Source organism: Parafrankia sp. BMG5.11 (assembly GCF_004337455.1).
Map to the genome: position 1 here is coordinate 1 of NZ_SJXI01000030.1, position 22,232 is coordinate 22,232.

The window sequence follows — 22,232 nt, forward strand, 5'->3', positions numbered from 1 at the left end:
CCTATGACGACGACGAGGCGCTGTTCTCGGCGATCATGGCGGGTGCGGCGGGGTACGTGCTGAAGGAGATCCGGGGCAACGACCTGGTGGGGGCGATCCGGACGGTGGCGTCGGGGCAGTCGCTGCTGGCTCCGTCGGTGACCCGGCGGGTGCTGGAGCGGCTGCGGGACGGGCCGAGCGAGGACCCGGCGATGGCGACGCTGAACCAGCGGGAGCGCGAGATCCTGCAGCTGATCGCGGACGGGTTGACGAACCGGCAGATCGGCACACGGCTGGGGTTGTCGGAGAAGACGGTGAAGAACTACGTGTCGAGCATTCTGGAGAAGCTCGGCCTGGCGAGCCGTACGCAGGCCGCCGTCTACCTGATGAAGCAGACCGGGGAGTAGCCCGGGCGTGTGCGGGGGGTGGCCGCCGGCTGCCCCCCCGCACAGGCGATGGGTGGGCGGGTTGCCCGAAGGTCCCGTCGTCACGGGGCTGGAGGTCCGCCGGCCCGGCGTCCCGATCGTCCCCTGACGGCCCGGCCCGAATAGGGGATCGTTTCCCGTGGAGGGAGTCGGACCACGACGGACGATCCCGGAGCCCGGACCATTCGGTCGGCACCGGTGGACCACACGTCGATGGTCGTGGCGATATCGTCCCGAACACGTCTGGAGACATCGGATGCTGGTTCAGAAGAATTCGGTGCCGGACAAAGCGGATCTCGCTTCCGATTTCTCTGGAGAGCTGGAGGTCGGGGCGACGGAGAAGCAGCCGGCCCCGGAACTCCATCTGGACAACCGGGAGACCGTGGAGACGCACACTGCGATCCTTTTCCTGACCGAGGACCGCGTCTACAAGCTGCGCAAGCCGGTCGACCTCGGCTTCGTGGATCTCCGCACCCGGCACGCGCGGCTCACGGCCTGCGAGGACGAGGTGCGTCTCAACCGGCGGCTGGCCCCGGACGTGTACCTCGGCGTCGCCGACATTCGGGACGAAGAGGGTCACCCGCGCGACCACATGGTCGTGATGCGCCGGATGCCCGCCGACCGCCGGCTGTCGGAGCTGGTGCGCGGCGGCGCCGACCTGACCGACGAACTGCGCGTGATCGCCCGCACGATGGCGGCGTTCCACGAGCGGTGCGAGACCTCGCCGGAGATCTCCCGGGCCGGTGGGCTCGCCAACCTGGAGGCGCTGTGGCTGGAGGCGATGGACGCCGTCGCGCCCTTCCGCGGCTCGATCCTGGACGCCGGCACCGTCGACGAGATCGGCCGGCTGGCCCTGCGGTACCTGGCCGGCCGGGCGCCCCTGCTGGCACAGCGGCAGCGCGCCGGGCGGATCCGCGACGGGCACGGTGACCTGCTCGCCGACGACATCTACTGCCTGGACGACGGCCCGCGGGTGCTGGACTGCATCAACTTCGACCGCCGGCTGCGGGTCGGTGACGTCCTCGCCGACGTCGCGTTCCTCGCGATGGACCTGGAGCGGCTCGGCGCCCCGGCGGCGGCCCGGACGTTCCTCGACGCCTACCGGGAGTTCTCCGGCGAGACCCATCCGGCGTCCCTGGAGCACCTCTACATCGCCTACCGGGCGTTCGTCCGGGTGCGCATCGCGTGCATCCGCGACCACCAGGGCGATCCGGAGGCCGCCGAGGAGGCGCGCCGGCTCGCCGACATCGCGCTGGCGCACCTCCGCCGGGGCCGGGTGCGGCTGGTGCTGGTCGGCGGGCTGCCCGGCACGGGCAAGTCGACGCTGGCGAGCGGCCTGGTCGACGGGCAGGACGAATGGGTGCTGCTGCGCTCGGACGTGGTGCGCAAGGAACTGGCCGGACTGGCCCCGGACATCGCGGTCGACGTCGCCCCCGGTGCGGGGATCTACGATGCCGAGGCGACCGAGCACAGCTACGCCGAGTTGATCGCGAGGGCGCGGCAGGCGCTGGAGCGCGGCCAGAGCGTCGTGCTCGACGCATCCTGGTCCTCCGGGCTGTTCCGGGAACTCGCCGCCGAAACCGCGAAGGCGACCGGCGCCGACCTGGCGCAGGTGCGCTGTGTGGCCCCGGCGCCGGTTGCCGTCGCCCGCATCGAGTCCCGGCGGTCCATGCGGGCTCGCGGGACCGGTGCGGACGCCTCGGACGCGACGGGCGTGATTCACGCGGCGATGGCCGATCGCGCCGACCTCTGGCCGGCCGCGTTCGAGATCGACACCACGGGGTCCGTCGAGGAGACGGTCGCCGCCGCCCGGCGGGTCGTCGACTGACACCCGGGCGGTGCCCGGCGTCGCCGCTGAGTTTCAGGCGGCGCCTGGCGCCGCCGTCCCCCGAAGGGGTTCACCGACCGACGCACCGGTGGACGCGGATCCCTGACAGATGCCCTCGCGTCGATGTCCCGCAGTGAAGGAGAGAAGTGGGATGGCCGGAATCGTGGTCGGAGTGGATGGGTCGGCCGACGCCGAGGAGGCGCTGCGGTGGGCGATGGCGCAGGCGCGCAGGCAGGACTCCCCGCTCACCGTCATGCTCGCCTGGGATCCGAAGCACTGCCCGCCCGCCGTGTCCTCGGTGACCGCGACGGCGGGCGCGGAGAAGGCGGGTGCCGGGACGGCGGGCGAACACGAGACCGAGGCCGCGGCCTACCACGTGCTGCAGACCGCGATCGGCCGCGCCGCCAAGCTCTCCCGGCCCACCGCGATGGTCGAGAAGGTGGAGCGACGGGGTGCGGCCGAGGCGCTGCTCGACGCCTCCGCCGAGGCGGAGATGCTGGTCGTGGGGCTGCACGGGGCCAACCGGAAGCACCGCCTGCTCGCCGGTTCGGTCACCGACGTCTGCCTGCACAGGGCGAGGTCGACGGTGGTCGTCGTGCGGGCCGGTCACCTCCGGCCGACGGGTCCGGTGGTCGTCGGTGTGGACGGCTCCGCGGCCTCGGTCGCGGCGGTGCGGGTGGCGGCGGCGCAGGCCAGGTCGCGTGAGACCAGCCTGCGTGTCGTGCACTCCTGGTTCCCGGCGGCCCCGCTCTACCCGGGGGCGTACGCGGGGCTGGACGTCCCGACCCTGGAGAAGTCGGCGCAGGCGCTGCTGGACGACTGCGTCGCGCGGGCACAGGTGGAGAACACCGGCCTGCGTGTCGAGCGGGTGCTGGTCGAGGACGCGGCGGCGCCCGGCCTGCTCCGGGTGTCCACCGACGCGAGCCTGCTCGTCGTCGGCTCCCGCGGGCACGGCGGGTTCGCCGGGCTGCTCCTCGGCTCGGTCAGCCACCAGTGCGTTCACCACGCCGGCTGCCCGGTCGCCGTCGTCCGGGCAGCCGGCTAACCGCGGGGTCAGCCGCACCGCGGCGTGGAAGTGCTCCTCACGTCACGCGGCGGTGCGGTCCGCTGCCGGCGGCCTGCCCGCGCCCGGGGCCTCGCCGTGCTCCTCGAAGGGGACGCCGAGGTCGATGTCGGCGAGCAGCTCACCCCACGCCGCGAAATCCCCGACGGCCAGACCGTCACGGGTGACGCGAAGGACGCGAGCGCGCCGCCCACCGTCCATCGCAATGATCGTCTCCTCGACCCGGTAACCGTTGCTGGTGCTCCATCGCATGCAGTTCAGGGTGCCCCGCGCCGTCAGAGCGTTCACCGGCGCGGGGTCACCCGCTGGCATGACCTTCGGCGAGCTCCGGGAGACGTCCGCCCCGCCCGGTGGCGGCCCCGCAAGCCCGCGGCCCCGCAAGCCCGCGGTCCGGCTCAGGCATCGCGGCCCGGCCAGGTCCACTCCCGGATCTCGGGCAGGTCCTCGAAGTGCTCGGTGACGTGGGCCTCGTGGCGGGTCAGCTGGTCCTGGCAGTGGCTGACCAGGCGGTCGGTGCCGGGACGGGTGGTCCGGGCGAACTCCACGGCGAGCTGGGCCAGGTGGTACCGGCTCAGGCCGTTGCGGACGACCATGTCGAACGGCGTCGTGGTCGTGCCCTGCTCGGTGAACCCGCGGACGTGGAACCGCTGCGGGTTCGCCCGGCCGTGCAGCAACTGGTGGACGGCCCGGCTGTAGCCGTGGAAGCCGACGACGACGTCCGTCGAGTCGGTGAACAGCGCGCGGAACATCGGCGTCGAGAACCCGTGCGGGTGCAGGTCCGAGCGCAGCAGGGCCATCAGGTCGATGATGTTGACGACCCGGACGGCCAGGCTGGGCACGTACCGGCGGAGCAGGTCCGCGGCCGCGAGGATCTCCAGTGTCGGCACGTCGCCGATCCCGGCGAGGACCACGTCGGGCTCACGGTCGAGGTCGGTCTCGGTGCCGGCCCAGTCCCAGACCGACCCGCCGCGGGCGGCGTGCTCGGCGGCCTCGTCGGCGGTCAGGTACTGCAGGTGCGACTGTTTGTCGGCGACGAGCAGGTTGACGTGGTCGCGGCTGCGCAGGCAGTGGTCGGCGACCGAGAGCAGGCTGTTCGCGTCCGGCGGCAGCCAGATCCGGGCGACCCCGGGCGAGAGCGGCACGACCGTGTCGATGAGCCCCGGCCCCTGGTGGGAGAAGCCGTTGTGGTCGTTGCGCCAGCAGGTGCTGGTCAGCAGGACGTTCAGGCTCGGGACGGGGGCGCGCCACGCCAGCCGGCTCGCCTCCTGGAGCCACTTGGTGTGCTGGATCACCATCGACGCCGACACCATCGCGAACGCCTCGTAGGTGGCGAACAGGCCGTGCCGGCCGGTCAGGGTGTAGCCCTCCAGCCAGCCCTCGCACAGGTGCTCGGAGAGGACCTCCATCGCCCGGCCGGCCGGGCTGACCCGGTCGTCGCGCGGGTCGATCGGCGCGACCAGGCAGCGGTCGGTGACGTCCAGGATCGCGCCGAGGCGGTTGCTGGCCAGCTCGTCCGGGCTGAAGACCCGGAAGGTGGTCGGATTGTCCCGGTAGACGTCGGCGAGCATCTCGCCCAGCGGCCGGGTCGTCTCGTGGACGAGGCTGCCACGGCGGGCCGGGTCGACGTCGAGGGCGTGGGCCCGCCAGTCGCGCAGCCGCAGCGGCTCGGTGCGCACGCCGCCGTTGGCGTAGCTGGTGGCGCCGAGCCGGGCCGGGCCGTCCGGGGCGAGCGCCGCCAGCTCGGGGACCAGCCGGCCGTCGGCGTCGAACAGCCGCTCGGGCTGGTAGGAGCGCAGCCAGGCCTCGAGCTGGGCGAGATGCTCGGGATTGTCCCGCACCCCCGCCAGCGGCACCTGGTGCGCTCGGAACGTCCCCTCGACAAGGACGCCGTCCACCTCGTGCGGGCCGGTCCAGCCCTTCGGGGTCCGCAGCACGATCATCGGCCAGATCGGCGCCTCGGTGACGGTGGCACCTGGACGTCGGGCCGTCCGCTGGATGTCGCGGATGCGGCTGTGCGCTGTGGTGAGCGCGGCGCTGAACGCACGGTGCACCGCGCGGACGTCGTCCCCCTCCACCCACAGGACGTCGTACCCGTGGCCGGCGAACAGGTGGTTCAGCCGTTCCCGGGAGAGCCGGCCGAGCACCGTCGGGTTGGCGATCTTGTACTCGTTGAGGTTGAGGATCGGCAGCACCGCGCCGTCGCGGGACGGGTTGAGGAAGTCGACGCCCTTCCAGCTGCCCTCCAGCGGGCCGGTCTCGGCCTCGCCGTCGCCGACAACGGCGGCGACCAGCAGATCGGGGTGGTCGAACACGGCGCCGAACGCGTGGACGAGCGCGTAGCCGAGCTCGCCGCCCTCGTGGATCGACCCCGGCGTCGGGACGCTGACATGGCTCGGGATACCACCGGGGGTCGAGAACCTCCGCACGAGCTGGGTCAGCCCGGCGACGTCCCGCGACACGCTCGGGTAGATCTCCGAGTACGTGCCCTCCAGGTAGGTGTTGGCGACCAGCGCCGGCCCGCCGTGCCCGGGGCCGGCCACGTAGAGCACATCCTGGCCGGTCCGGCGGACCAGCCGGTTCAGGTGGGCGTAGACCAGGTTCAGCGCCGGGGACGTCCCCCAGTGGCCCAGCAGCCGCGGCTTGATGTCGTCGCGGCGCAGCGGCCGGCGCAGCAGCGGGTTGTCCATCAGGTAGATCTGCGCCGCGGTCAGGTAGTTCGCCGCGTTCCAGTAGGCGATCAGCCCGTCCAGCTGGGCCTCGTCGAGCCCGTGCTCCAGGCCGCCGTGTTCGTGAGCGCCGTGTTCCTGGTCGTGGACGGCCGGAGCGGTCATACGCGGTCCTCTCCTGTGCGATGCCAGCGGTCCCGAACAGGCTCCCACTGCCAGCCGGGGATGCGCTCCAGTGCATCGCGTCGCGTGCCGGAGAGATCACCCTCCAGGTGGGCGATGCGCTCGCCGGCGGCCCAGGCGGCCAGCGGGAAGCCGTCCGAGTCGAGGTAGCCGTCCGGCATGAGGGTGTCGCCCTGGGCGTGCGCGTAGGCCCGCAACGCGGCCAGCCCCTGGTCGAACCGGGAGTCCTCCGCCCGTTCCTGCGCCGCGGACAGCCGCCCGACGCCCCGCTCCAGCCGTCTGGACCGCCGCGCGTCGTCGGCGGCGGTCCTGTGATCACCGGTCACGACCCTCATCGCCTTCCCGCCTGATCCGCTGCCTGCGGATCGTCGGATTTCCACCCCGCAACTTTCTTCACCACGGGGTCGGGCGGGAAGCGCTCTTCGGCCCGGTGCCGGCGGGTAGAACGTCCTTCCCGGCGCTGGTCAGGTGCGCAGCGGTGCGTGGGCGAAGTCGACGACGCCCTTGTCGAAGTCGACGGCGGCCCGGAAACCGAGGACGTCACCGGCCCGGTCGGAGGAGGCGAACACGTGCCGGACGTCCCCCGCGCGGCTACGCCCGGTGATCACCGGCTCGGCCGCGCCGTGGGCCCGCGAGAGGGCATGCGCCAGGTCACCGATGGTGCGCGGCCGGCCGCTGCCGATGTTCAGCGCCGTCAGTCGGCCGGGCTCCGCCTCGCGCCGGTGCAGCGCCAGCGCGTTCGCGCGGGCGACGTCGGTGACATGGACGAAGTCGCGGAGCTGGCCGCCGTCCTCGAACACCGCCGGCGGCTCACCCCGCTCCAGCGCGCTGCGGAAGATGGCGGCGACCCCGGCGTACGGGGTGTCCCGCGGCATCCGCGGGCCGTACACATTGTGGTAGCGCAGGGCGATGACGGTTCCGTGGCTGGCCGCCGCCCACGCGGAGGCCAGGTTCTCCTGGGCCAGCTTGGTGGCCGCGTAGACGCTGCGCGGGTCGAGCGGCGCGTCCTCGGTGACCGGCCGGGGCTCGAGTGGACGTCCGCACGCCGGGCAGGGCGGCTCGAACCGCCCCGCGGCCAGGTCGGCCTCCCGCCGGGGGGCGGGGCGCACCGGGCCGTCCGCCGCGCACCGGTAGGCGCCCTCACCGTAGACGACCATCGAGCTCGCCAGGACCAGCCGCGGGATCCCGGCGCGGACCATCCCGGCCAGCAGCACGGCGGTGCCGAGGTCGTTGTGCGACGCGTAGGCCGGCAGGTCGGCGAGGTCGACGCCCATCCCGACCATGGCCGCCTGGTGGCAGACGGCGTCCACCCCGTCGAGCGCGGCGCGGACCTGGCCCGCGTCGCGCACGTCGCCCTCCAGGAACTGGGCGCGGTCGTCGGTCTCGGGCCGGTGGCGGTGCGCGGCCGGCAGCAGCGCGTCCAGGACGCGCACCTCGTCGCCGGCGGCGAGCAGGACGTCGACGATGCGGGAGCCGATGAAACCGGCGCCGCCGGTGACGAGAACGCGCACGTCGCGGACGCTACCGCCGGTTTCCGATGCCGGATCTTACGAACCGCTGACGCCGCCCTACCCCCGCGCCGCCGCGCCCCGCGCCGGCGGCGGATCAGGACGCGACGGGCAGGCCGACGACGAACCGGCATCCCCCGGTGATGTTGTGGACGCTCACCTCGCCGCCGTGCGCCTCGACGACGGCCCGGACGATGGCGAGCCCGATCCCGGCGCCCGGTGGTGTCCGCGCGCGCTCGCCGCGGTATCCGGTGTCGAAGAGCCGACCGAGGTCTGCCGCCGGTATCCCGCCGCAGGCGTCGGAGACGGAGAGCTCGGCGCGCCCGTCCACCACCGTCGCGGCGACGGCGACGGTGCCGTCGCTCGGAGTGTGTCGGATCGCGTTGGCCACCAGGTTGGTCAGCACCCGGCCGACCTCGACGACGTCCACCTCGAAGCGGTCGGTCTCATCGGCGCGCCCGGTGAGCCGGACGCCCTTGGCGCGGGCGATCGGGTCGGCCGTGGAGATCACATCGGAGACCACGTCGGCGACGCGGACGTTCTCCAGGCTCAGCTCGAGGGCGCCCGAGTGCAGCCTGGACAGCTCGAACAGCTCGTCGATGAGTGTCGTCAGCCGCTCGCTGTTCGCCACCATCGTCCGGTGGTAGGCGGCGACGGTCTCAGAGTCGTCGACCACACCGTCGACGAGGGCCTCGGCGACGGCCCGGATCCCCGCGATGGGTGTTCGCAGGTCGTGGCTCACCCAGGAGACCAGCTCCCGACGGCTCGCCTCCAGCGCCCGCTCACGTTCCGTGGCGGCGAGCAGGCGTGCGTGGGTGGCGTCGAGGGCTCGGGAGATCGCCGCCAGCTCGGCGCTGGGCGGTTCCGTCGCCAGCGGACGGTAGGTGGTGTCACCGAGCCGGCCGGCCGCCTCTGTGAGCGCGAAGGACGCCCGCGCGACCGGCAGCCCGAGCCAGAAAATCATCAGTGCGGTCACCGTGCCGGAGACGGCGACGACGAGGAGCACGACGTCGAGATCATGGTTGGAGAGGAACATCATCCGCGCCGTGACGGCGACCCCGGCGGCCATCCCGATCACGCCGACCGCGATCACCACGGCTCCCCAGACGCCCAGCGACGCCCGGCGGAACCGGTGCAGCACCGGCGCCGCGATCGCCGGGGCCGCGATCGAGCAGGCGAGCGCGATCGCGGCGATCTCCAGCTTCGCTCCCACGGCTCAGCCGCCCGCGGCCGGGTCGGCACCGACAGCCGGGCCGGCGACGGTGGCCAGGTCACAGCGGTAGCCCACGCCCCACACGGTGGTGAGCACGGCCGGCGAGGTCGGATCCGGCTCGATCTTCTCCCGGAGCCGGCGGACGTGGACGGTGACCGTAGAGGTGTCCCCGTACGTCCAGCCCCACACCCGTTCCAGCAGCACCGCCCGGGAGAACGCCTCACCGGGATGCCGCAGCAGGAACGCGAGCAGGTCGAACTCGCGGACCGTCAGCGACACCTCCCGGCCGTCCCGGGAGACGGTCCGCCCGGCGACGTCGACGACCAGGCCGCCACCGCGCAGCACCGGACGGCCCGCGGCACCCGGCGGCGGCTCGTGGGTGCGCCGCAGCACCGACTGGACCCGCAGCACGAGCTCCCGCGGTGAGAACGGCTTGGTCACGTAGTCGTCAGCGCCGGTCTCCAGGCCGGTGATCCGGTCCGACTCCGCGCCCAGGGCGGTGAGCATCACCACCGGCACGTGGCCGTGGGCCCGCAGCCGCCGGCAGACCTCCAGGCCGGGCAGGCCCGGCAGCATCAGATCGAGGACGACCAGGTCAGGCGGGCGCCGTTCGGCGGTGGCGAGCGCGGCCCAGCCGTCGGCCGCGGTGTCCACCTCGAAGCCGGCGTTGGACAGGTAGCGGCTGACGACGTCCGACACCGTGGTGTCGTCGTCGACGAGCAGGACACGGGCCACGGGCCCACGGTAGACGCGCGAGGCGGGCCGGCCGGCGGGCGCGGTCGGACGTTCGGGATTCGTAATCTTCGGTCCGCCGCGGCCGCGGCCGCGGCGGCCAGCGTCGCGAGCCCCGGCCGTCCTCGTTTCGTAAGAAGTGCGAGCACGTTCGGTGACTAGCGTGCGGCCCATGGTCGCTGACAGTGGTGCGCCGCCCGGCGCGGTCGACGTGATCCTCCCGTGCCTGGACGAGGCCGCCGCGCTGCCGTGGGTGCTGTCGCGCCTGCCGGCCGGGTACCGCGCGATCGTCGCCGACAACGGCTCCACGGACGGCTCGGCGCACCTGGCCCGGGAGCTCGGCGCCACCGTGGTCGAGGCCGCCGAGCGCGGCTACGGCGCGGCCGTCCACGCCGGCCTGCTCGCGGCGACCGCGCCGATCGTCTGCTGCTGCGACGCCGACGCGTCCCTCGACCCCACCGATCTGCCGCGCCTCGTCAGGCTGCTGACCGCGGGCCCCGGCGGTGGTGTGGGCGCGGGCGGGTGGCCGGCCGACCTCGTCCTCGGTCGGCGCCGGCCCGTCACCGCCGGGGCCTGGCCCGCGCACGCGCGGGCCGGCAACGCCGTGGTCGTGGCCGCCGCGCGCCGGCGCTGCGCCGTGCGGATCCGCGACCTGGGGCCGATGCGGGTGGCCCGCCGGGCCGACCTGCTGGGCCTGGGGGTGACCGACCGCCGCTTCGGCTATCCACTGGAGCTTGTCGCCCGGGCGGCCGCGGCCGGGTGGAACATCGTCGAGACCGACGTCCGTTATCTGCCGCGGAGCGGGAAATCCAAGGTCACCGGCACCGCCACGGGCACCGTCCGCGCGGTCCGGGACATGTCGGCGATCCTGCGCCGGCTGCCGTGAGCGGCCAGCGGGCTCCGGCGGCCGACCGGCCGGTGCCTGACCGGCCCGCTCCCGGGAGGGCTGATCGAAGGCGGTCTGGTTCCGGCGGTGGGCCGCACCTGCTCGTCATCGCCAAGACACCCGTGCCCGGCCGGGTCAAGACCAGACTCACCCCGCCGTACAGCCCGGTGCAGGCCGCCCGGCTGGCGGCCGCGGCCCTCGCCGACACCCTCGACGCGGTCGCCGGCGCCTGCCGTTCGCTGGGCGCCCGGCCGATGGTCGTCCTCGACGGCGAGCCCGGCCCCTGGCTGCCGCCGGGGTTCACCGTCGTAGCCCAGGCCACCGGCTCCTTCGACACCCGGCTGGCGGCGGCCTTCGACGCCGTCCGCGGGCAGCCCGCCCTGCTGATCGGGATGGACACTCCGCAGATCGGCCAGGACGAGCTGGTCGCGGCCCTGCTGGAGCTGCGCGCCGGCGCGGACGCCGTCCTCGGGCGGGCCCTCGACGGCGGCTGGTGGGCGCTGGGACTGCGCGCCTCGGCCGGTGGCCTCGTGCGGGGAGTGGCGACGTCCACACCGGACACCGGCGCCTGCCAGTTCGCCCGGCTGCGCGCGGCGGGGTTGGGCGTGGTCGAGCTGCCCGTCCTACGGGACGTCGACACCGCCGCGGACGTGGCCCCGGTGGCGGCGCTTGCTCCCGGCGGGCGGTTCGCGGCCGCCGTCCACGAGCTGCGGCTGTGCCCCGGTGTCGCGGCGAGACCGGCGGGGGAGCGGTGACCACCCACTCGACCAGGGAACGTCCGCATGCTCGCGGGGTCTACGAGGCGGCCCTGCGCGCACCGGGCCACGGGCTGTGGGCCTCGCACCCCGGCGGGCGCCGCCCGCTGCCGCTGGACCTGTGGCTCGGCGGGCTCGCCCCGGGCGACGAGACGCTGGTCGACGGCTGCGCCGGCCCGACGCTCGACGTCGGCTGCGGCCCCGGGCGCATCACCGCGGCGCTCGCCCGCCGCGGCGTGCGGGCGCTCGGTATCGACATCGCCGCCGGTGCGGTCGCGCTGGCCCGCCGGGCGGGGGCGGCCGCGATGTGCCTGGACGTCTTCGGCCCCGTGCCGGGCAGCGGCCACTGGCGCGAGATCGTGCTGGCGGACGGCAACATCGGCATCGGCGGCGATCCCGCGCGGCTGCTGCTCCGGGCGGCGGAGCTGCTCGCCGCCGGCGGCAGGATCCTGGTCGAGGTCGACGGCCCCGGACGGCCGACGGAGTGCTACTGGACCACGTTGGAGACCGCCGCCCTCGCCAGCGCGCCGTTCCGCTGGGCCGCCGTGGGAGTGGACGGCATCGGCCCGCTGGCGGCCGAGGCCGGGCTCACCGTGACCGAGGTGCGGCAGCGGGCGAGTCGGTACGTCACATGCCTCGAGCCGGTCCAGTCCGTCGGGACCGCCGTGACCGCCGGGACCGCCGTCGCCGGAACACCATGATGACCGTGGCGGCGGCCCAGACCGCCCCGAGCACGATCAGCAGGTTCCGCCCGTAGGGCAGCGCGTCGACCGTCGCGTTGCCGGGGGTGCCGCCGTAGCCCCGCCAGAGCGGCAGGCTCGCCGCCGCCACCGAGCCCGAGACGATCAGCGCACCCTGGACCACCGCCCGGTACGGACCCGGGACGGCGCGGCTCAGCAGCAGCCCGACCAGCGCGACCGCAGGCACCAGCAGCACGTCGTGGGCCAGGACGCCGGCGATCAGCCACCGCAGGGAGTTGTGCGGATTGGTGGCCCGTGTCTCGCTCAGCAGTCCGTCGATCCCGTAGCCGAGTGCCGCGAGCCCGCCGAGCGCCGTCAGCGCCACCGCAAGCCGCGTGAGGCCGCCGCCTCGCCTCGGAGCGGCTCCGGCTCCGGCTCCGGCCCCGGCCTCGGCAGCGTCGTCGGCGTCGTGGCCGGTCACAGCATCACCACCCGGTGCACCCACTTTGTCTGCAGGACTCCCGGCCGGTTCGGCGCGATCAGCCGCGCCGGATAGCCGTGGTCGAGGTCGAGCGGCTCGCCGCCGAGCCGGGTCGCGAGCAGCGTCCTGGGATCACGCGCGTGCGGCGGGTCGACCTCGCTGGCCCGGTAGCCGCCACGGGTTTCCAGGGACTCGACCCGCACCGTCGCGCCGGCCGGTATCCCGGCCCGTTCCAACAGGTCGACGAGCCGTACCCCCGTCCACGTCGCGTCGGCCGCCCACCCCTCGACACAGGTGATCGGCAGATCCACCGTCGCCCGGCTCAGCGCGAAGAGCTCGGCCGCGGACAGGGTGAACGGCCGCGGGCCGCCGACCGTCAGTCGGTAGCCGGGGTCGCGGGCCAGGGCGAGCACGCCGGCCGCGACCGCCGTCCGGTTCACCGGCAGGTGCTGCGGCCCGAGATCGGGCCGGCGCGGCGCGAGCAGCACCGTGCCACCCAGGCCCGGGACGAACTGTCCCGCGGTCGTCGCCGTGATCACACCGGCCGCGGTGCCCACGGCGAGGCCGAACCCGCGCCGCGACAGCCCGTCGCCGGCCGGCTCGGGCTGGCTCACACGGTCGGTGAGTCCCGCGCGCCCGGCCCGCCCGCGCCCCACGTTGGCCCGGACGACCGCGATCTTCGTGGCGATGTGCACGACCAGCGCGCCGATCGTGATCCAGGCGACCCAGTAGTGCGTGACGGTGAAGAAGAAGCGGAACGGATACCACTGGGCGATGTTCGCGATGCCCGTCGCGAGCTGGAAGATCGCCCCGGCGATCAGCGGGATGATGGTGATCCGCTCCAGGGCGGGCGCGACGGTGCGCACCGGCGGCCACTCCCACAACCGCGGGTAGACCGTCCACAGCTTCGCCAGCAGCAGCGGAACGGACGCGAGCCCGGTGGCGACGTGCACGCCCTGAGTGAGCCGGTAGAGCCACGCCGGCCGGGACGGCCACTGCAGCCAGCCCGGCGGATGCTGCATGAAGTGCGAGACCAGTCCGGTGGCGAACGCCGTGCCGAACGCGACCCCGAGCCAGATGCCGAGCAGCGAGGCCAGCCGCGGGTCGTGCAGGCGGCTGCTGAAGGCGCCGGGACGGAACGGCCCGCGGCGCAGCCGCTCCGGTGGCGCCGGCAGCTCGCGGTCGATGAGATCCACGCGCGCACCGTAGGCACGCCGGCCCGCCGTGGCCGCTGATCATCTCCTTACGATTCGAGGATGTCGCGCGCCGGTCGTCCCGGGCGGGTCTGAGCGTGGGCACGCTGGCCCCATGGCCGTCAGCCCCCACCGCACCCGAGACGACGCGATCCGTCTCGGCGGCCCAGCGCGGGACGAGGGGCCGGTGCCGGCTGCCGCCGACCCGCCGGGCGCCGGGCGCCGATGGCTGGCTGTGGCGGTCGTCCTGCTGGCCGGCGCGCTCGCCACCGAGTGTGCCGTGATCGCGCAGCCCGGGCCCCTGCCCGGCGGGCCGGCCGTCCTCTACCTGGCTCTCGGCTGGTGGGCGCTGGCTCTGGCCGCGGTGGCCGCCCTCGTCCGGGCCGCGCCCCGACGCGGTGTCACCGCCGTGCTGCTGGTCGGCGCGGTGGCCGTGCACCTCCTCGCCCTCACCTCCGGACCGCGGATGAGTGACGACCTCTACCGCTACGCCTGGGACGGCAAGGTCTCCGCCGCGGGCATCGACCCGTACCACTACGCGACCAACTCCGCGGAGCTGGCCGGGCTCCGCGACAGCTGGCTGTGGCCCGACCCGGTGGGCTGTGCCGCCCTCGGCCGCGGCTCCGGCTGCACGCGGATCAACTACCCGACCGCGCACACGATCTACCCGCCGGTGGCCCAGGCGTACTTCGTGGCCGTCCACCACCTGCCCGGGCCGCCGCGGGAGAACAAGATCCAGCTCTATGTCGCGGTGCTGTCGCTGCTGCTGACCGGCCTGCTGATCCGGGTGCTGCCGCGGTTCGGCCACCATCCCGGCCTGGCCGCGGCCTACGCCTGGGGGCCCTCGGCCGGGATCGACATCGGCATGGACGGCCATGTCGACGTCCTGGCCGTGATCTTCGCTGTCGCGGCGCTGGCGCTGCTCGCGCGGCCCGGTGCGCGTCCACGCCCGCGCCCGCGCCCGACCACCCGGACGGCGGCGGCGGCCGGCGCGCTGCTCGGCGCCGCGGTGGCGGTGAAGCTCTACCCGGCGCTGCTGCTGCCCGCCGCCGCCCGGCGGCGCCCCGTGGCCGTCCTCGGCGCGGCGGCCGCGGTCGTCGGCCTGTCCTATCTGCCGCACGTGGCGGCCGTGGGAACGGACGTGGTCGGCTTCCTGCCGAAGTACCTGTCGGTCGAGGGCTACGCGCAGGGACACCGCTTCCTCCTGCTGGGCCTGCTGGGTCTGACCGGGACGGCGGCGAAGGTGGCCGCGGGCGCCGTGCTCGCCGGCGTCGTCCTCGCGGTGTGGCGCTCGGAGCCCGCCCGCCTGCCGGTGGAGCGTGGCGCGCTGTGGCTGGTGGGGGCGGCCTTCCTCGTCGCGACTCCGGCCCAGCCCTGGTACGGGGTGCTGCTGGTCGCGCTCGCCGTCCTCGCCGGCCGGCTCGAATGGGCGGCGGTCGCCGTCGGCCCGTATGTGCTGTACATGGCGCTGTTCCGGGACCTGGCCGTCGAGGACGTCTACGCCCGGCCCGGCGGCTACGTCCTGGGCGCCGCCGCGGTCGCGCTGACCGCCGCGGTCCGCCGGATCCGGGCTCGATCCAGCGGCGCGCCCGGTTGGCCGGCAGCGTCGCGGTGCGCTCGGTAGGATCGGTCCCGGTGTGCCGGGAAGTCTGGTCGGCGAGGTGGCGCGTCGCGCCCTCACAGCCAGGGACGACCGGTTCAGGATGGTCACCCTTCGTGAGGTCGGGGCGGCGCCGCGGGACCGCGCCGACCGAGGAGACCAGCCGATGCCGAGCGTTCCCCCAGCCCCCGCGCCCGGCCCTGCCTCGGGCTCCGGCTCGTCGGTGTCCCGGCCGCGGCTGCTGGCCCGGCCGACCTGGCCGCAGGCACGGTACGTCGCCGGGATCCTGCGCAGTGAGACGGTCGGCGGCCTGCTGTTGCTCGCGGGCGCCGTGGTGGCGCTGGTCTGGGCGAACTCACCGTGGCGGGACGCCTATGCCACCGTCGTCCACACCGGCGTGGGCCCCGCGTCCCTGCACCTGCATCTGGACCTGGAGCACTGGGCCGCCGACGGGCTGCTCGCGATCTTCTTCTTCGTGGTGGGCCTCGAGCTCAAACGCGAGTTCGTCCTCGGCGATCTGAGATCACCGAGCCGCGCGGCGCTGCCCATCGTGGCCGCCCTTGGCGGGATGCTCGTGCCCGCGCTCATCTACACGCTGGTCAACGGCCTGGCCGTGGACGGCTCCCCCGAGGGCTGGGCGGTGCCGACGGCCACCGACATCGCCTTCGCGGTCGCGGTGCTGGCGATCATCACGACGCATCTGCCGGCGGCGCTGCGGTCGTTCCTGCTGACGCTGGCGGTGGTCGACGACCTGCTCGCGATCGTGATCATCGCCGTGTTCTTCACCGACCGGCTCAGCCCCGCGCCGCTGGCGGGCTCCCTCGCGGTCATCGCGGTGTTCGCGCTGCTGGTGAACCGCGGCGTCACCCGCTGGTGGCTGCTCATCCCGCTCGCGCTCGTCGCCTGGGCCCTCATGCACACCTCGGGGGTGCACGCGACCATCGCCGGGGTACTGCTGGGGTTCGCCGTGCCGGCCCGCCCTCGCTCCGGCGAGCACGCCGGGATGTCCGAGCGGTTCGAACACGCCTGGCGTCCCGTCTCGGCGGGCGTCGCGGTTCCGGTGTTCGCGTTGATGGCCGCCGGGGTCTCGCTCGCGGGCGGCGGCGTCGGCGCCGCGCTGGCCGATCCGGCCGGCCTGGGTGTGGTGATGGGTCTGCTGCTGGGCAAGCCAATCGGGGTGATGGGTGCCACCGTCCTGCTCGCCCGGTTCACCCGGGCCGAGCTGGACCCCGACCTGTCCTGGTGGGATGTCGCCGGCGTCGCCGTGCTCGCCGGAGTCGGGTTCACTGTCTCCCTGCTCATCGGCGAGCTGGCCTTCGGCGCCGACACAGCGGAGAACGATCACGTCAAGGCCGCCATCCTGATCGGCTCGCTGGCCTCGGCACTGCTCGCCTCGATCGTGCTGCGGGCGCGTAACCGGGTGTACCGCCGGCTGGCGGAGCGGGAGGCCGTCGACCGCGACGCCGACGGCATCCCCGACGTCTTCCAGGAACCGACCGTCGGCTGAGGCCATCGAGATGGCCAACGCCAACCGTGGGGAGATCCGGACGACAATCGGGGGAAGGGCCAGGGACGACCGGAGGGGGCGCGATGGCCGGGACGGACGTTCCGAGCGTGAAGGACGTCGCGGCGCACGCCGGGGTGTCGCTGGGCACGGTGTCGAACGTGCTCAACCGGCCGGAGCTGGTCGCCCGGCCCACCCGGGAACGGGTGCTCGCCTCGATCGCCACCCTCGGCTTCGTCCGCAACGAGTCCGCGCGGCAACTGCGGGCCGGCGGCAGCCGGCTGCTCGCCTACGTGGTGCCCGACACCGCCAATCCCGTCTTCGCCGACGTCGGCGCCGGTGTCCAGGAGGTCGCGGATCGCGCCGAGCTGGCGGTGTTCCTGTGTAACAGCGGCGAGGAGTCCCGCCGGCAGGCGACCTACCTGAGCCTGCTCGAACAGCAGCGCGTCGAGGGAGTCCTTCTCACTCCGGTGGGCGAGGTCGACGAGCCCCTGGTGTCGCTGGCGCGGCGGGGGACACCGGTCGTGCTCGTCGACCGCGCCGGCGGGCCGGGGATCTGTTCGGTGACGGTCGACGACGTGGCCGGCGGTGAGCTCGCCGTGTCCCATCTGCTAGACAGTGGCCACACCCGGATCGCCTTCGTCGGAGGCCCGGGTCAGTGGCGGGTCGCCGACCGGCTCGCCGGCGCCCGCCGCGGCCTGCTGCACGCCGGTGCCGACCCGGACAGCCTGCTGCGGGTCGACACCCGCGGCGCCGACGTCGCCGCCGGCCGCCGGGCCGGGGAACGACTGGCCGGTCTGTCCGGCAGCGGACGTCCCACGGCCGTGCTCTGCGCCAACGACATGGTCGCCCTCGGCCTGTTGCAGCAGGTGACGCGGCTCGGCCTGCGCGTCCCCGACGATCTCGCCGTGGCCGGCTACGAGGACATCGAGCTCGCCGCCGTGGCGGCGGTTCCGCTGACCTCCGTGGCGCGGCCGCGCCAGCTGCTGGGACGTACCGCCGCCGAGCTGCTGCTGGCGGAGACGCGCGACCGCGCGGGACATGAGCACAGCCAGGTCGTGCTGGCACCCGAGCTGGTGGTCCGGGCGTCCACCGGGCGCCGGCCGGCGGACGTCGTCGCCTGAACACCGCCAAAGGGCCCGAGCGCCGGCGGGTGGCGTGCGGCGGCCGGGAGCAGTGGCATCGGCGTGCCACCGGCGTGCGCGGCGGCACGGTCCGCGCTGGCTCGCCGTCGACCTCGTCCACGGGGGTGACCCGCTCCATGCGAGCGGCCGATCGGCGAGACTCGCACGGTGGCAGACGACACGATGAAGACACCTGACCAGCTCTTCGACCTCACCGGACGGGTCGCCGTCGTGACCGGCGGCAGCCGGGGGATCGGCCGCGCGGTGGCCGGGGGGCTCGCCGCGGCCGGCGCCGACGTCGTCGTCGCCAGCCGCAAGATCGAGGCCTGCCAGGCCGCGGCCGCCGAGATCGAGGCCGAGACCGGTCGGCGGGCGCTTCCCGTCGCCTGCCACGTCGGCCGGTGGGACGACTGCGACCGCCTCGCCGACGCGGTCTACGACAGGTTCGGCCGCTGCGACGTCCTGGTGAACAACGCAGGGATGTCCCCCGTCTACGACACCCTCACCTCGGTGACCCAGGAGCTCTACGACAAGGTCCACGCGGTGAACGCGGGCGGCCCGTTCCGGCTGAGCGCCCTCGTGGGATCGAGGATGGCGGCCGGCGACGGCGGGTCGATCATCAACGTGACGACGGCGGGTTCGTTGCGCCCCAACGCGAGCGATCTCCCCTACGCCATGGCGAAGGCGGCCCTCAACGCCCTGACTCTCGGGCTGGCCGGCGCGTGGTCGCCCAAGGTACGCGCGAACCTGGTGCTTCCCGGCGCGTTCGACACCGACATAACCAAGGCCTGGGGCCCGGACGCGAAGCGCCTGGCCGGCGAGATGAATCCGATGAAGCGGATTGGGGCACCCGGAGACATGGTCGGCGTCTGCGTCTTCCTGGCGAGCGCTGCGGCCAGCTATGTGAACGGCGCGCAGATCCTCGTCGACGGCGGCCTCTTCCGGACTCTCTGACCGTGCGTTCCGGCCCGGCACCCGTCGGGCCGGAACGCTGGAGCGGTAGCAGGGCGTCCTCTACCGCGTGGGTCTTCACGGCGATCACGGTGGACGGAAAACCGAACTCGTCGGCGGCGCATCATATCGAGCGTGGCATCGCCCGCGCACCCGACGATGTACGCAAGGATTTCCGACGGCTGCCTGCCGGTGAGTCAGCAGACTCCTAGCGCCTTCGGGAATCGATCACTATTTTAAAATTAATGTTCAGTGTCTCGCTCTCGGGAGCCCTGAGACATCTCGAAGGTATCACGAGTGGCGTCGTAGTCAAGGCTCGAGGAAATCTGTCGATACCATTTTTGCGACCACGCGAGATTGCCTGATGGATATGCAGGATTGCGTGAACTTGGCGTGGTCTCTCTCTCGAGTCACTTGTTCTCCCCGCCCGCCAGCCATAGCGTCGAACGCACGTTCGATCCCAACGGTTTGATGGATAGGCGGTGACACCGTGACCTCTGTTCCCGGCTCGAGGTGTGGTGCGTCGCCGCGTGGGCGACGCACCGTCGCTCACGCGCCCGGTACCAGGACCGGTTCTGCTGCCACATCCGCCGGGTCAGCCCGCCGGCCCGTACTCGGAGATGAGGCTGCCACCGTGACCGGAAGGCCGACGGCGCACTCGGCCGGCCCAGAAGAAGACGCGGGGGAGACGGGCGGCGGCCTCCTTGCCCGCGAGGCGCTCGACATGAAGGCAGGCGATCTGCTCAGGGAGATCTCTCGTGTCGTGCGCGTGATCGCGGCTGGCCACGCGGGTCTGTTGACCCTGCTGGCTCAGTTCGCAGCCCTCCGGCTCCCGCCGGGCGCCGGGCAGTCGCTGATGTCCGACGAGTTCGTACCAGAAGAGGTAGCCGCCGCGATGGCGGTCTCGCCCCAGTCGGCCACGGCCCAGATGGCGTTCGCCTGCACGGTCACCCGGCGTCTCCCGGCCGCGGTCGACGCACTCAGGGCGGGAGTTCTGGATCTCCAACGGCTGCACGCACTGGAGAAGGCGGTGCACCCGCTTGACGATCGCGCCGCGGGCGAGGTCGAGGCGTGTGTGCTCGCCGGAGGAGCGCGACCGAACCGGCGTGCCTTCACCGATGCCTGCCGGCGCGCCGTGGCCAAGGTCGACCCGCAGGGGGCGGCGGACCGGGCGGAGACCCGGCGCAAGGACCGGCGGGTGTGGGTCTCGCCCGACGAGGACGGGACAAGCTCGCTCGGCGCCGTCCTTCCCGCGGAGGACGCCGAGGCCTGCTACCGGCGGATCGATCAGGCTGCCCGCTCCATCAGCGACAACAGGTCCGTGGGGGATGACCGGACCCGCGACCAGATTCGTGCCGACGTGCTGGTCGACCTGCTCACGGGCCGAGGCAGCCACGCCGCGCCGATGCCGTGCGAGATTCAGGTCGTCGTACCTGTGACGACCCTGATCGGCCTGTCCGACGACCCCGGAGAGATTCCGGGGTACGGCCCGATCCCCGCTCGAATCGCCAGAGAGATGGCCGACCGGCCCGGCTCGACCTGGCGGCGGATTCTGACCGATTCACAAGGGCGTCTGGTCGAGGTCGCCGACCGGCGTCTCCCTAACACCGCGCAGGTCCGCCATGTTCGCGCCCGCAACCGAACCTGCGTTTTCACGGGCTGCACCCGACCCTCACAGCGCACCGACACCGATCACACCATACCTTTCTCCGAGGACGGGCGGACCCTCACCAGGAACCTCGGCCCGCTGTGCCGCCGACACCACCGGATGAAACATCGCGGCCATTGGAAAGTCACCCAACCAGAGGAAGGGACCTTCGTGTGGGTCAGCCCTCTCGGGCGAACCAGCATCACCAACCCCCACACATATCTCGAAGTCGATACGCGCGTAGGAAGAGAAAATGGGGTGCATTAATTTTGAGGTACGGGTTATCGGATACGACGTGTCGACGGACCGTGCGGAGCATCGCGCGGGCCTCCGTGTCCGGTGGACCGCTTCGCGGGCTTCCTCCTTGAACTGGGAGATCGTCTCCAGGTCGTCGATGCGGCACGGCGCGAGCAGACGCACCTGCTCGCCGCCGATCGTCACGCTTTGCTCCCGTCCCAGTCCAGCCATCAAGATCTCTCCAGGAAGGCTGGCGCACGCCTGGGACCTGGGCAGGGTTGCCGTCCCGGCGCAGGGGAGGGTAAGAGCTCGTGACGGCGGTGACGGGAGGCGTGGTGTAGTGATAGCTTCCTCTCACCGAAAAGAATCTTCTTCTCATCCAGTGAGAATCGAATGGGGTGGGCGGCCAGGAGTCGGGTGGTGTGTAGGAGCCCTGCCGGCCGCCGATGACTGGTGCGTCGTACGCTCCGCCGTCCGCGCCGGGTCCTCCGCCGCCGGGTCAGGGAGGACCGCGATGCCGATACCTGCCGAGTTCGCAGACCGACAGCCCGTAACGGTAGCTGCCGTGTTCCGCGCCGAGGTCGCGTGAGATGGACGTCGCGGACTTCCGGTCGGATCTCCAGGCGTGGCTTGCCGAGAACGACCTGACCCCAGGACCTGACCACTCCCTTGACGGGCAGGTGGCTCAGCTCGCGCGGGTGCGTCGCGCCCTGTACGACGCGGGCTGGATGCGTCACGGCTGGCCCGCCGAGGTGGGTGGCCTCGGTGGCCCGGCGGTCCTGCGCGCCGTACTTGGCGAGGAGGTGGCCAGCCGTGGTCTGGCCGAACCGGGCATCTACTCGATGGTCGAGGTACTTGTCCCGACCATGATCTCCTATGCGTCGCCGGCGCTGGCGGCCGAGATGGTGCCGCTGCTGCTGTCCGGTACCGAGAGCTGGTGCCAGGGGTTCTCCGAGCCGGGGTCGGGCAGTGACCTGGCGTCGCTGTCCACCCGGGCGGAGCCCCGGGGCGACGACTGGGTGGTCAACGGGCAGAAGGTCTGGACGAGCCTGGCCCAGTACTCCGAGCGCTGCGTGCTGCTCACCCGCACCGCGCCGGGCCACGGCGGGATCACGGCGTTCTTCGTCGACATGGACACCCCCGGCATCACCGTCCGCCCGCTGGAAATGATGCACGGTGTCGAGGAGTTCGCCGAGGTCTTCTTCGACGACGTGGTCGTCCCCGGCGACCGCATGCTCGGAAAGCCCGGCGACGGCTGGCAGATGGCGATGGACCTGCTCCCGCACGAGCGCTCCACCTGCTTCTGGCACAGGGTCGCCCACCTGTTCACCCGGCTCGACCGGCTGGTGACCGAGACGACCGTGCCGGGTGATCAGGCGGACGCGGATCTGGGTGCGGCCTACCTGGCGCTGCACACCATCCGCTGCCGCTCGCATGCCACCCAGCGCCACCTCGGCGAGGGTGCCCACCTCGGGCCGGAGACGTCGATCGACAAGGTGCTGCTCGCCACCGCCGAGCAACGCCTGTACGACACCGCCCGCGACCTGCTCCCGGGCACCATCGAACTCACCGACAC

Annotated in this window: 20 protein-coding genes; 12 read left to right on the forward strand and 8 right to left on the reverse strand. The window is 73.3% G+C overall.

The genetic code is table 11. The features are described from left to right. From E0504_RS21960 to E0504_RS21970, 3 genes are all read left to right on the forward strand, one after another. A partial coding sequence (locus E0504_RS21960) for a response regulator transcription factor (protein ID WP_131625788.1) occupies positions 1 to 386 on the forward strand: 386 nt, incomplete at its 5' end. A gap of 274 nt (positions 387 to 660) precedes the next feature. After that, positions 661 to 2,232 (forward strand): AAA family ATPase, encoded by a 1,572-nt coding sequence (locus E0504_RS21965; protein ID WP_112105236.1) that lies wholly within the window; start codon positions 661 to 663, stop codon positions 2,230 to 2,232. 151 nt (positions 2,233 to 2,383) lie between these two features. After that, a complete protein-coding gene (locus E0504_RS21970; protein WP_112105235.1) occupies positions 2,384 to 3,277 on the forward strand; it encodes a universal stress protein in 894 nt (297 codons plus the stop codon). Between the two features lie 42 nt (positions 3,278 to 3,319). Here E0504_RS21970 and E0504_RS21975 read toward each other — a convergent pair whose 3' ends face one another. The 6 genes from E0504_RS21975 to E0504_RS22000 all read right to left on the reverse strand — a co-directional run bounded on the left by E0504_RS21975 (position 3,320) and on the right by E0504_RS22000 (position 9,600). Continuing rightward, positions 3,320 to 3,583, reverse strand: coding sequence for a hypothetical protein (locus tag E0504_RS21975; RefSeq protein WP_243657571.1), 264 nt, complete (start codon positions 3,581 to 3,583; stop codon positions 3,320 to 3,322). A gap of 107 nt (positions 3,584 to 3,690) precedes the next feature. Then, complete coding sequence (locus E0504_RS21980) at positions 3,691 to 6,126, reverse strand: phosphoketolase (RefSeq protein ID WP_200835195.1); 2,436 nt, start codon at positions 6,124 to 6,126, stop codon at positions 3,691 to 3,693. After that, the gene (locus tag E0504_RS21985; protein WP_112105234.1) at positions 6,123 to 6,479 is read right to left on the reverse strand and encodes a helicase associated domain-containing protein; all 357 of its coding nucleotides are present in this window, start codon (positions 6,477 to 6,479) and stop codon (positions 6,123 to 6,125) included. The genes E0504_RS21980 and E0504_RS21985 overlap by 4 nt, the downstream gene beginning before the upstream one ends. A gap of 129 nt (positions 6,480 to 6,608) precedes the next feature. Next, positions 6,609 to 7,655: an NAD-dependent epimerase/dehydratase family protein gene (locus E0504_RS21990; RefSeq protein WP_112105233.1), complete on the reverse strand. Its 1,047-nt coding sequence runs from the start codon at positions 7,653 to 7,655 to the stop codon at positions 6,609 to 6,611. Between the two features lie 94 nt (positions 7,656 to 7,749). Further along, complete coding sequence (locus tag E0504_RS21995) at positions 7,750 to 8,865, reverse strand: sensor histidine kinase KdpD (RefSeq protein WP_071067072.1); 1,116 nt, start codon at positions 8,863 to 8,865, stop codon at positions 7,750 to 7,752. Positions 8,866 to 8,868: 3 nt separating this feature from the next. Continuing rightward, on the reverse strand, positions 8,869 to 9,600 hold the full coding sequence (locus E0504_RS22000) for a response regulator transcription factor (protein ID WP_112105232.1): 732 nt from the start codon (positions 9,598 to 9,600) through the stop codon (positions 8,869 to 8,871). A gap of 169 nt (positions 9,601 to 9,769) precedes the next feature. Here E0504_RS22000 and E0504_RS22005 point away from each other — a divergent pair, with 169 nt between their 5' ends. The 3 genes from E0504_RS22005 (at position 9,770) to E0504_RS22015 (ending at position 11,939) form a co-directional block, all read left to right on the forward strand. Continuing rightward, positions 9,770 to 10,483 (forward strand): glycosyltransferase family 2 protein, encoded by a 714-nt coding sequence (locus tag E0504_RS22005; protein ID WP_112105231.1) that lies wholly within the window; start codon positions 9,770 to 9,772, stop codon positions 10,481 to 10,483. A gap of 122 nt (positions 10,484 to 10,605) precedes the next feature. Beyond that, positions 10,606 to 11,238 carry a DUF2064 domain-containing protein gene (locus E0504_RS22010; RefSeq protein WP_243657572.1) on the forward strand — a complete coding sequence of 211 codons (633 nt, stop codon included), beginning with the start codon at positions 10,606 to 10,608 and terminating at the stop codon, positions 11,236 to 11,238. Continuing rightward, complete coding sequence (locus tag E0504_RS22015) at positions 11,235 to 11,939, forward strand: class I SAM-dependent methyltransferase (RefSeq protein ID WP_112105238.1); 705 nt, start codon at positions 11,235 to 11,237, stop codon at positions 11,937 to 11,939. The genes E0504_RS22010 and E0504_RS22015 overlap by 4 nt, the downstream gene beginning before the upstream one ends. Here E0504_RS22015 and E0504_RS22020 read toward each other — a convergent pair. Then, positions 11,866 to 12,399, reverse strand: coding sequence for a hypothetical protein (locus E0504_RS22020; protein ID WP_235013735.1), 534 nt, complete (start codon positions 12,397 to 12,399; stop codon positions 11,866 to 11,868). The genes E0504_RS22015 and E0504_RS22020 overlap by 74 nt on opposite strands. Beyond that, entirely contained in the window at positions 12,396 to 13,595 is a 1,200-nt protein-coding gene (locus tag E0504_RS22025; protein WP_131625789.1) for a molybdopterin-dependent oxidoreductase, read from the reverse strand. Before E0504_RS22025 ends, E0504_RS22020 begins: the two co-directional genes overlap by 4 nt. A 112-nt stretch (positions 13,596 to 13,707) precedes the next feature. On the opposite strand from E0504_RS22025, the gene E0504_RS22030 reads away from it, so the two are divergent. From E0504_RS22030 to E0504_RS22055, 6 genes are all read left to right on the forward strand, one after another. Further along, positions 13,708 to 15,216, forward strand: a complete 1,509-nt coding sequence (locus E0504_RS22030; protein ID WP_131625790.1) for a glycosyltransferase 87 family protein — start codon at positions 13,708 to 13,710, stop codon at positions 15,214 to 15,216. Between the two features lie 142 nt (positions 15,217 to 15,358). Continuing rightward, positions 15,359 to 16,699, forward strand: a complete 1,341-nt coding sequence (gene nhaA, locus E0504_RS22035; protein ID WP_198541505.1) for a Na+/H+ antiporter NhaA — start codon at positions 15,359 to 15,361, stop codon at positions 16,697 to 16,699. A gap of 83 nt (positions 16,700 to 16,782) precedes the next feature. Continuing rightward, complete coding sequence (locus E0504_RS22040; protein ID WP_071067068.1) at positions 16,783 to 17,820, forward strand: LacI family DNA-binding transcriptional regulator; 1,038 nt, start codon at positions 16,783 to 16,785, stop codon at positions 17,818 to 17,820. A 183-nt stretch (positions 17,821 to 18,003) separates the two neighbouring features. Then, positions 18,004 to 18,774 carry an SDR family NAD(P)-dependent oxidoreductase gene (locus E0504_RS22045; RefSeq protein WP_071067067.1) on the forward strand — a complete coding sequence of 257 codons (771 nt, stop codon included), beginning with the start codon at positions 18,004 to 18,006 and terminating at the stop codon, positions 18,772 to 18,774. A 631-nt stretch (positions 18,775 to 19,405) separates the two neighbouring features. After that, entirely contained in the window at positions 19,406 to 20,686 is a 1,281-nt protein-coding gene (locus E0504_RS22050; RefSeq protein WP_112105228.1) for an HNH endonuclease signature motif containing protein, read from the forward strand. Between the two features lie 560 nt (positions 20,687 to 21,246). Then, a partial coding sequence (locus E0504_RS22055; protein ID WP_131625791.1) for an acyl-CoA dehydrogenase family protein occupies positions 21,247 to 22,232 on the forward strand: 986 nt, incomplete at its 3' end.

Coding starts and splice junctions, on each gene's coding strand:
- E0504_RS21965 (WP_112105236.1), top strand. CDS start 661: ATGCTGGTTCAGAAGAATTCGGTGCCGGACAAAGCGGATCTCGCTTCC.
- E0504_RS21970 (WP_112105235.1), top strand. CDS start 2,384: ATGGCCGGAATCGTGGTCGGAGTGGATGGGTCGGCCGACGCCGAGGAG.
- E0504_RS21980 (WP_200835195.1), bottom strand. CDS start 6,126: ATGACCGCTCCGGCCGTCCACGACCAGGAACACGGCGCTCACGAACAC.
- E0504_RS21985 (WP_112105234.1), bottom strand. CDS start 6,479: ATGAGGGTCGTGACCGGTGATCACAGGACCGCCGCCGACGACGCGCGG.
- E0504_RS22005 (WP_112105231.1), top strand. CDS start 9,770: ATGGTCGCTGACAGTGGTGCGCCGCCCGGCGCGGTCGACGTGATCCTC.
- E0504_RS22030 (WP_131625790.1), top strand. CDS start 13,708: ATGGCCGTCAGCCCCCACCGCACCCGAGACGACGCGATCCGTCTCGGC.
- nhaA (WP_198541505.1), top strand. CDS start 15,359: ATGCCGAGCGTTCCCCCAGCCCCCGCGCCCGGCCCTGCCTCGGGCTCC.
- E0504_RS22040 (WP_071067068.1), top strand. CDS start 16,783: ATGGCCGGGACGGACGTTCCGAGCGTGAAGGACGTCGCGGCGCACGCC.
- E0504_RS22045 (WP_071067067.1), top strand. CDS start 18,004: ATGAAGACACCTGACCAGCTCTTCGACCTCACCGGACGGGTCGCCGTC.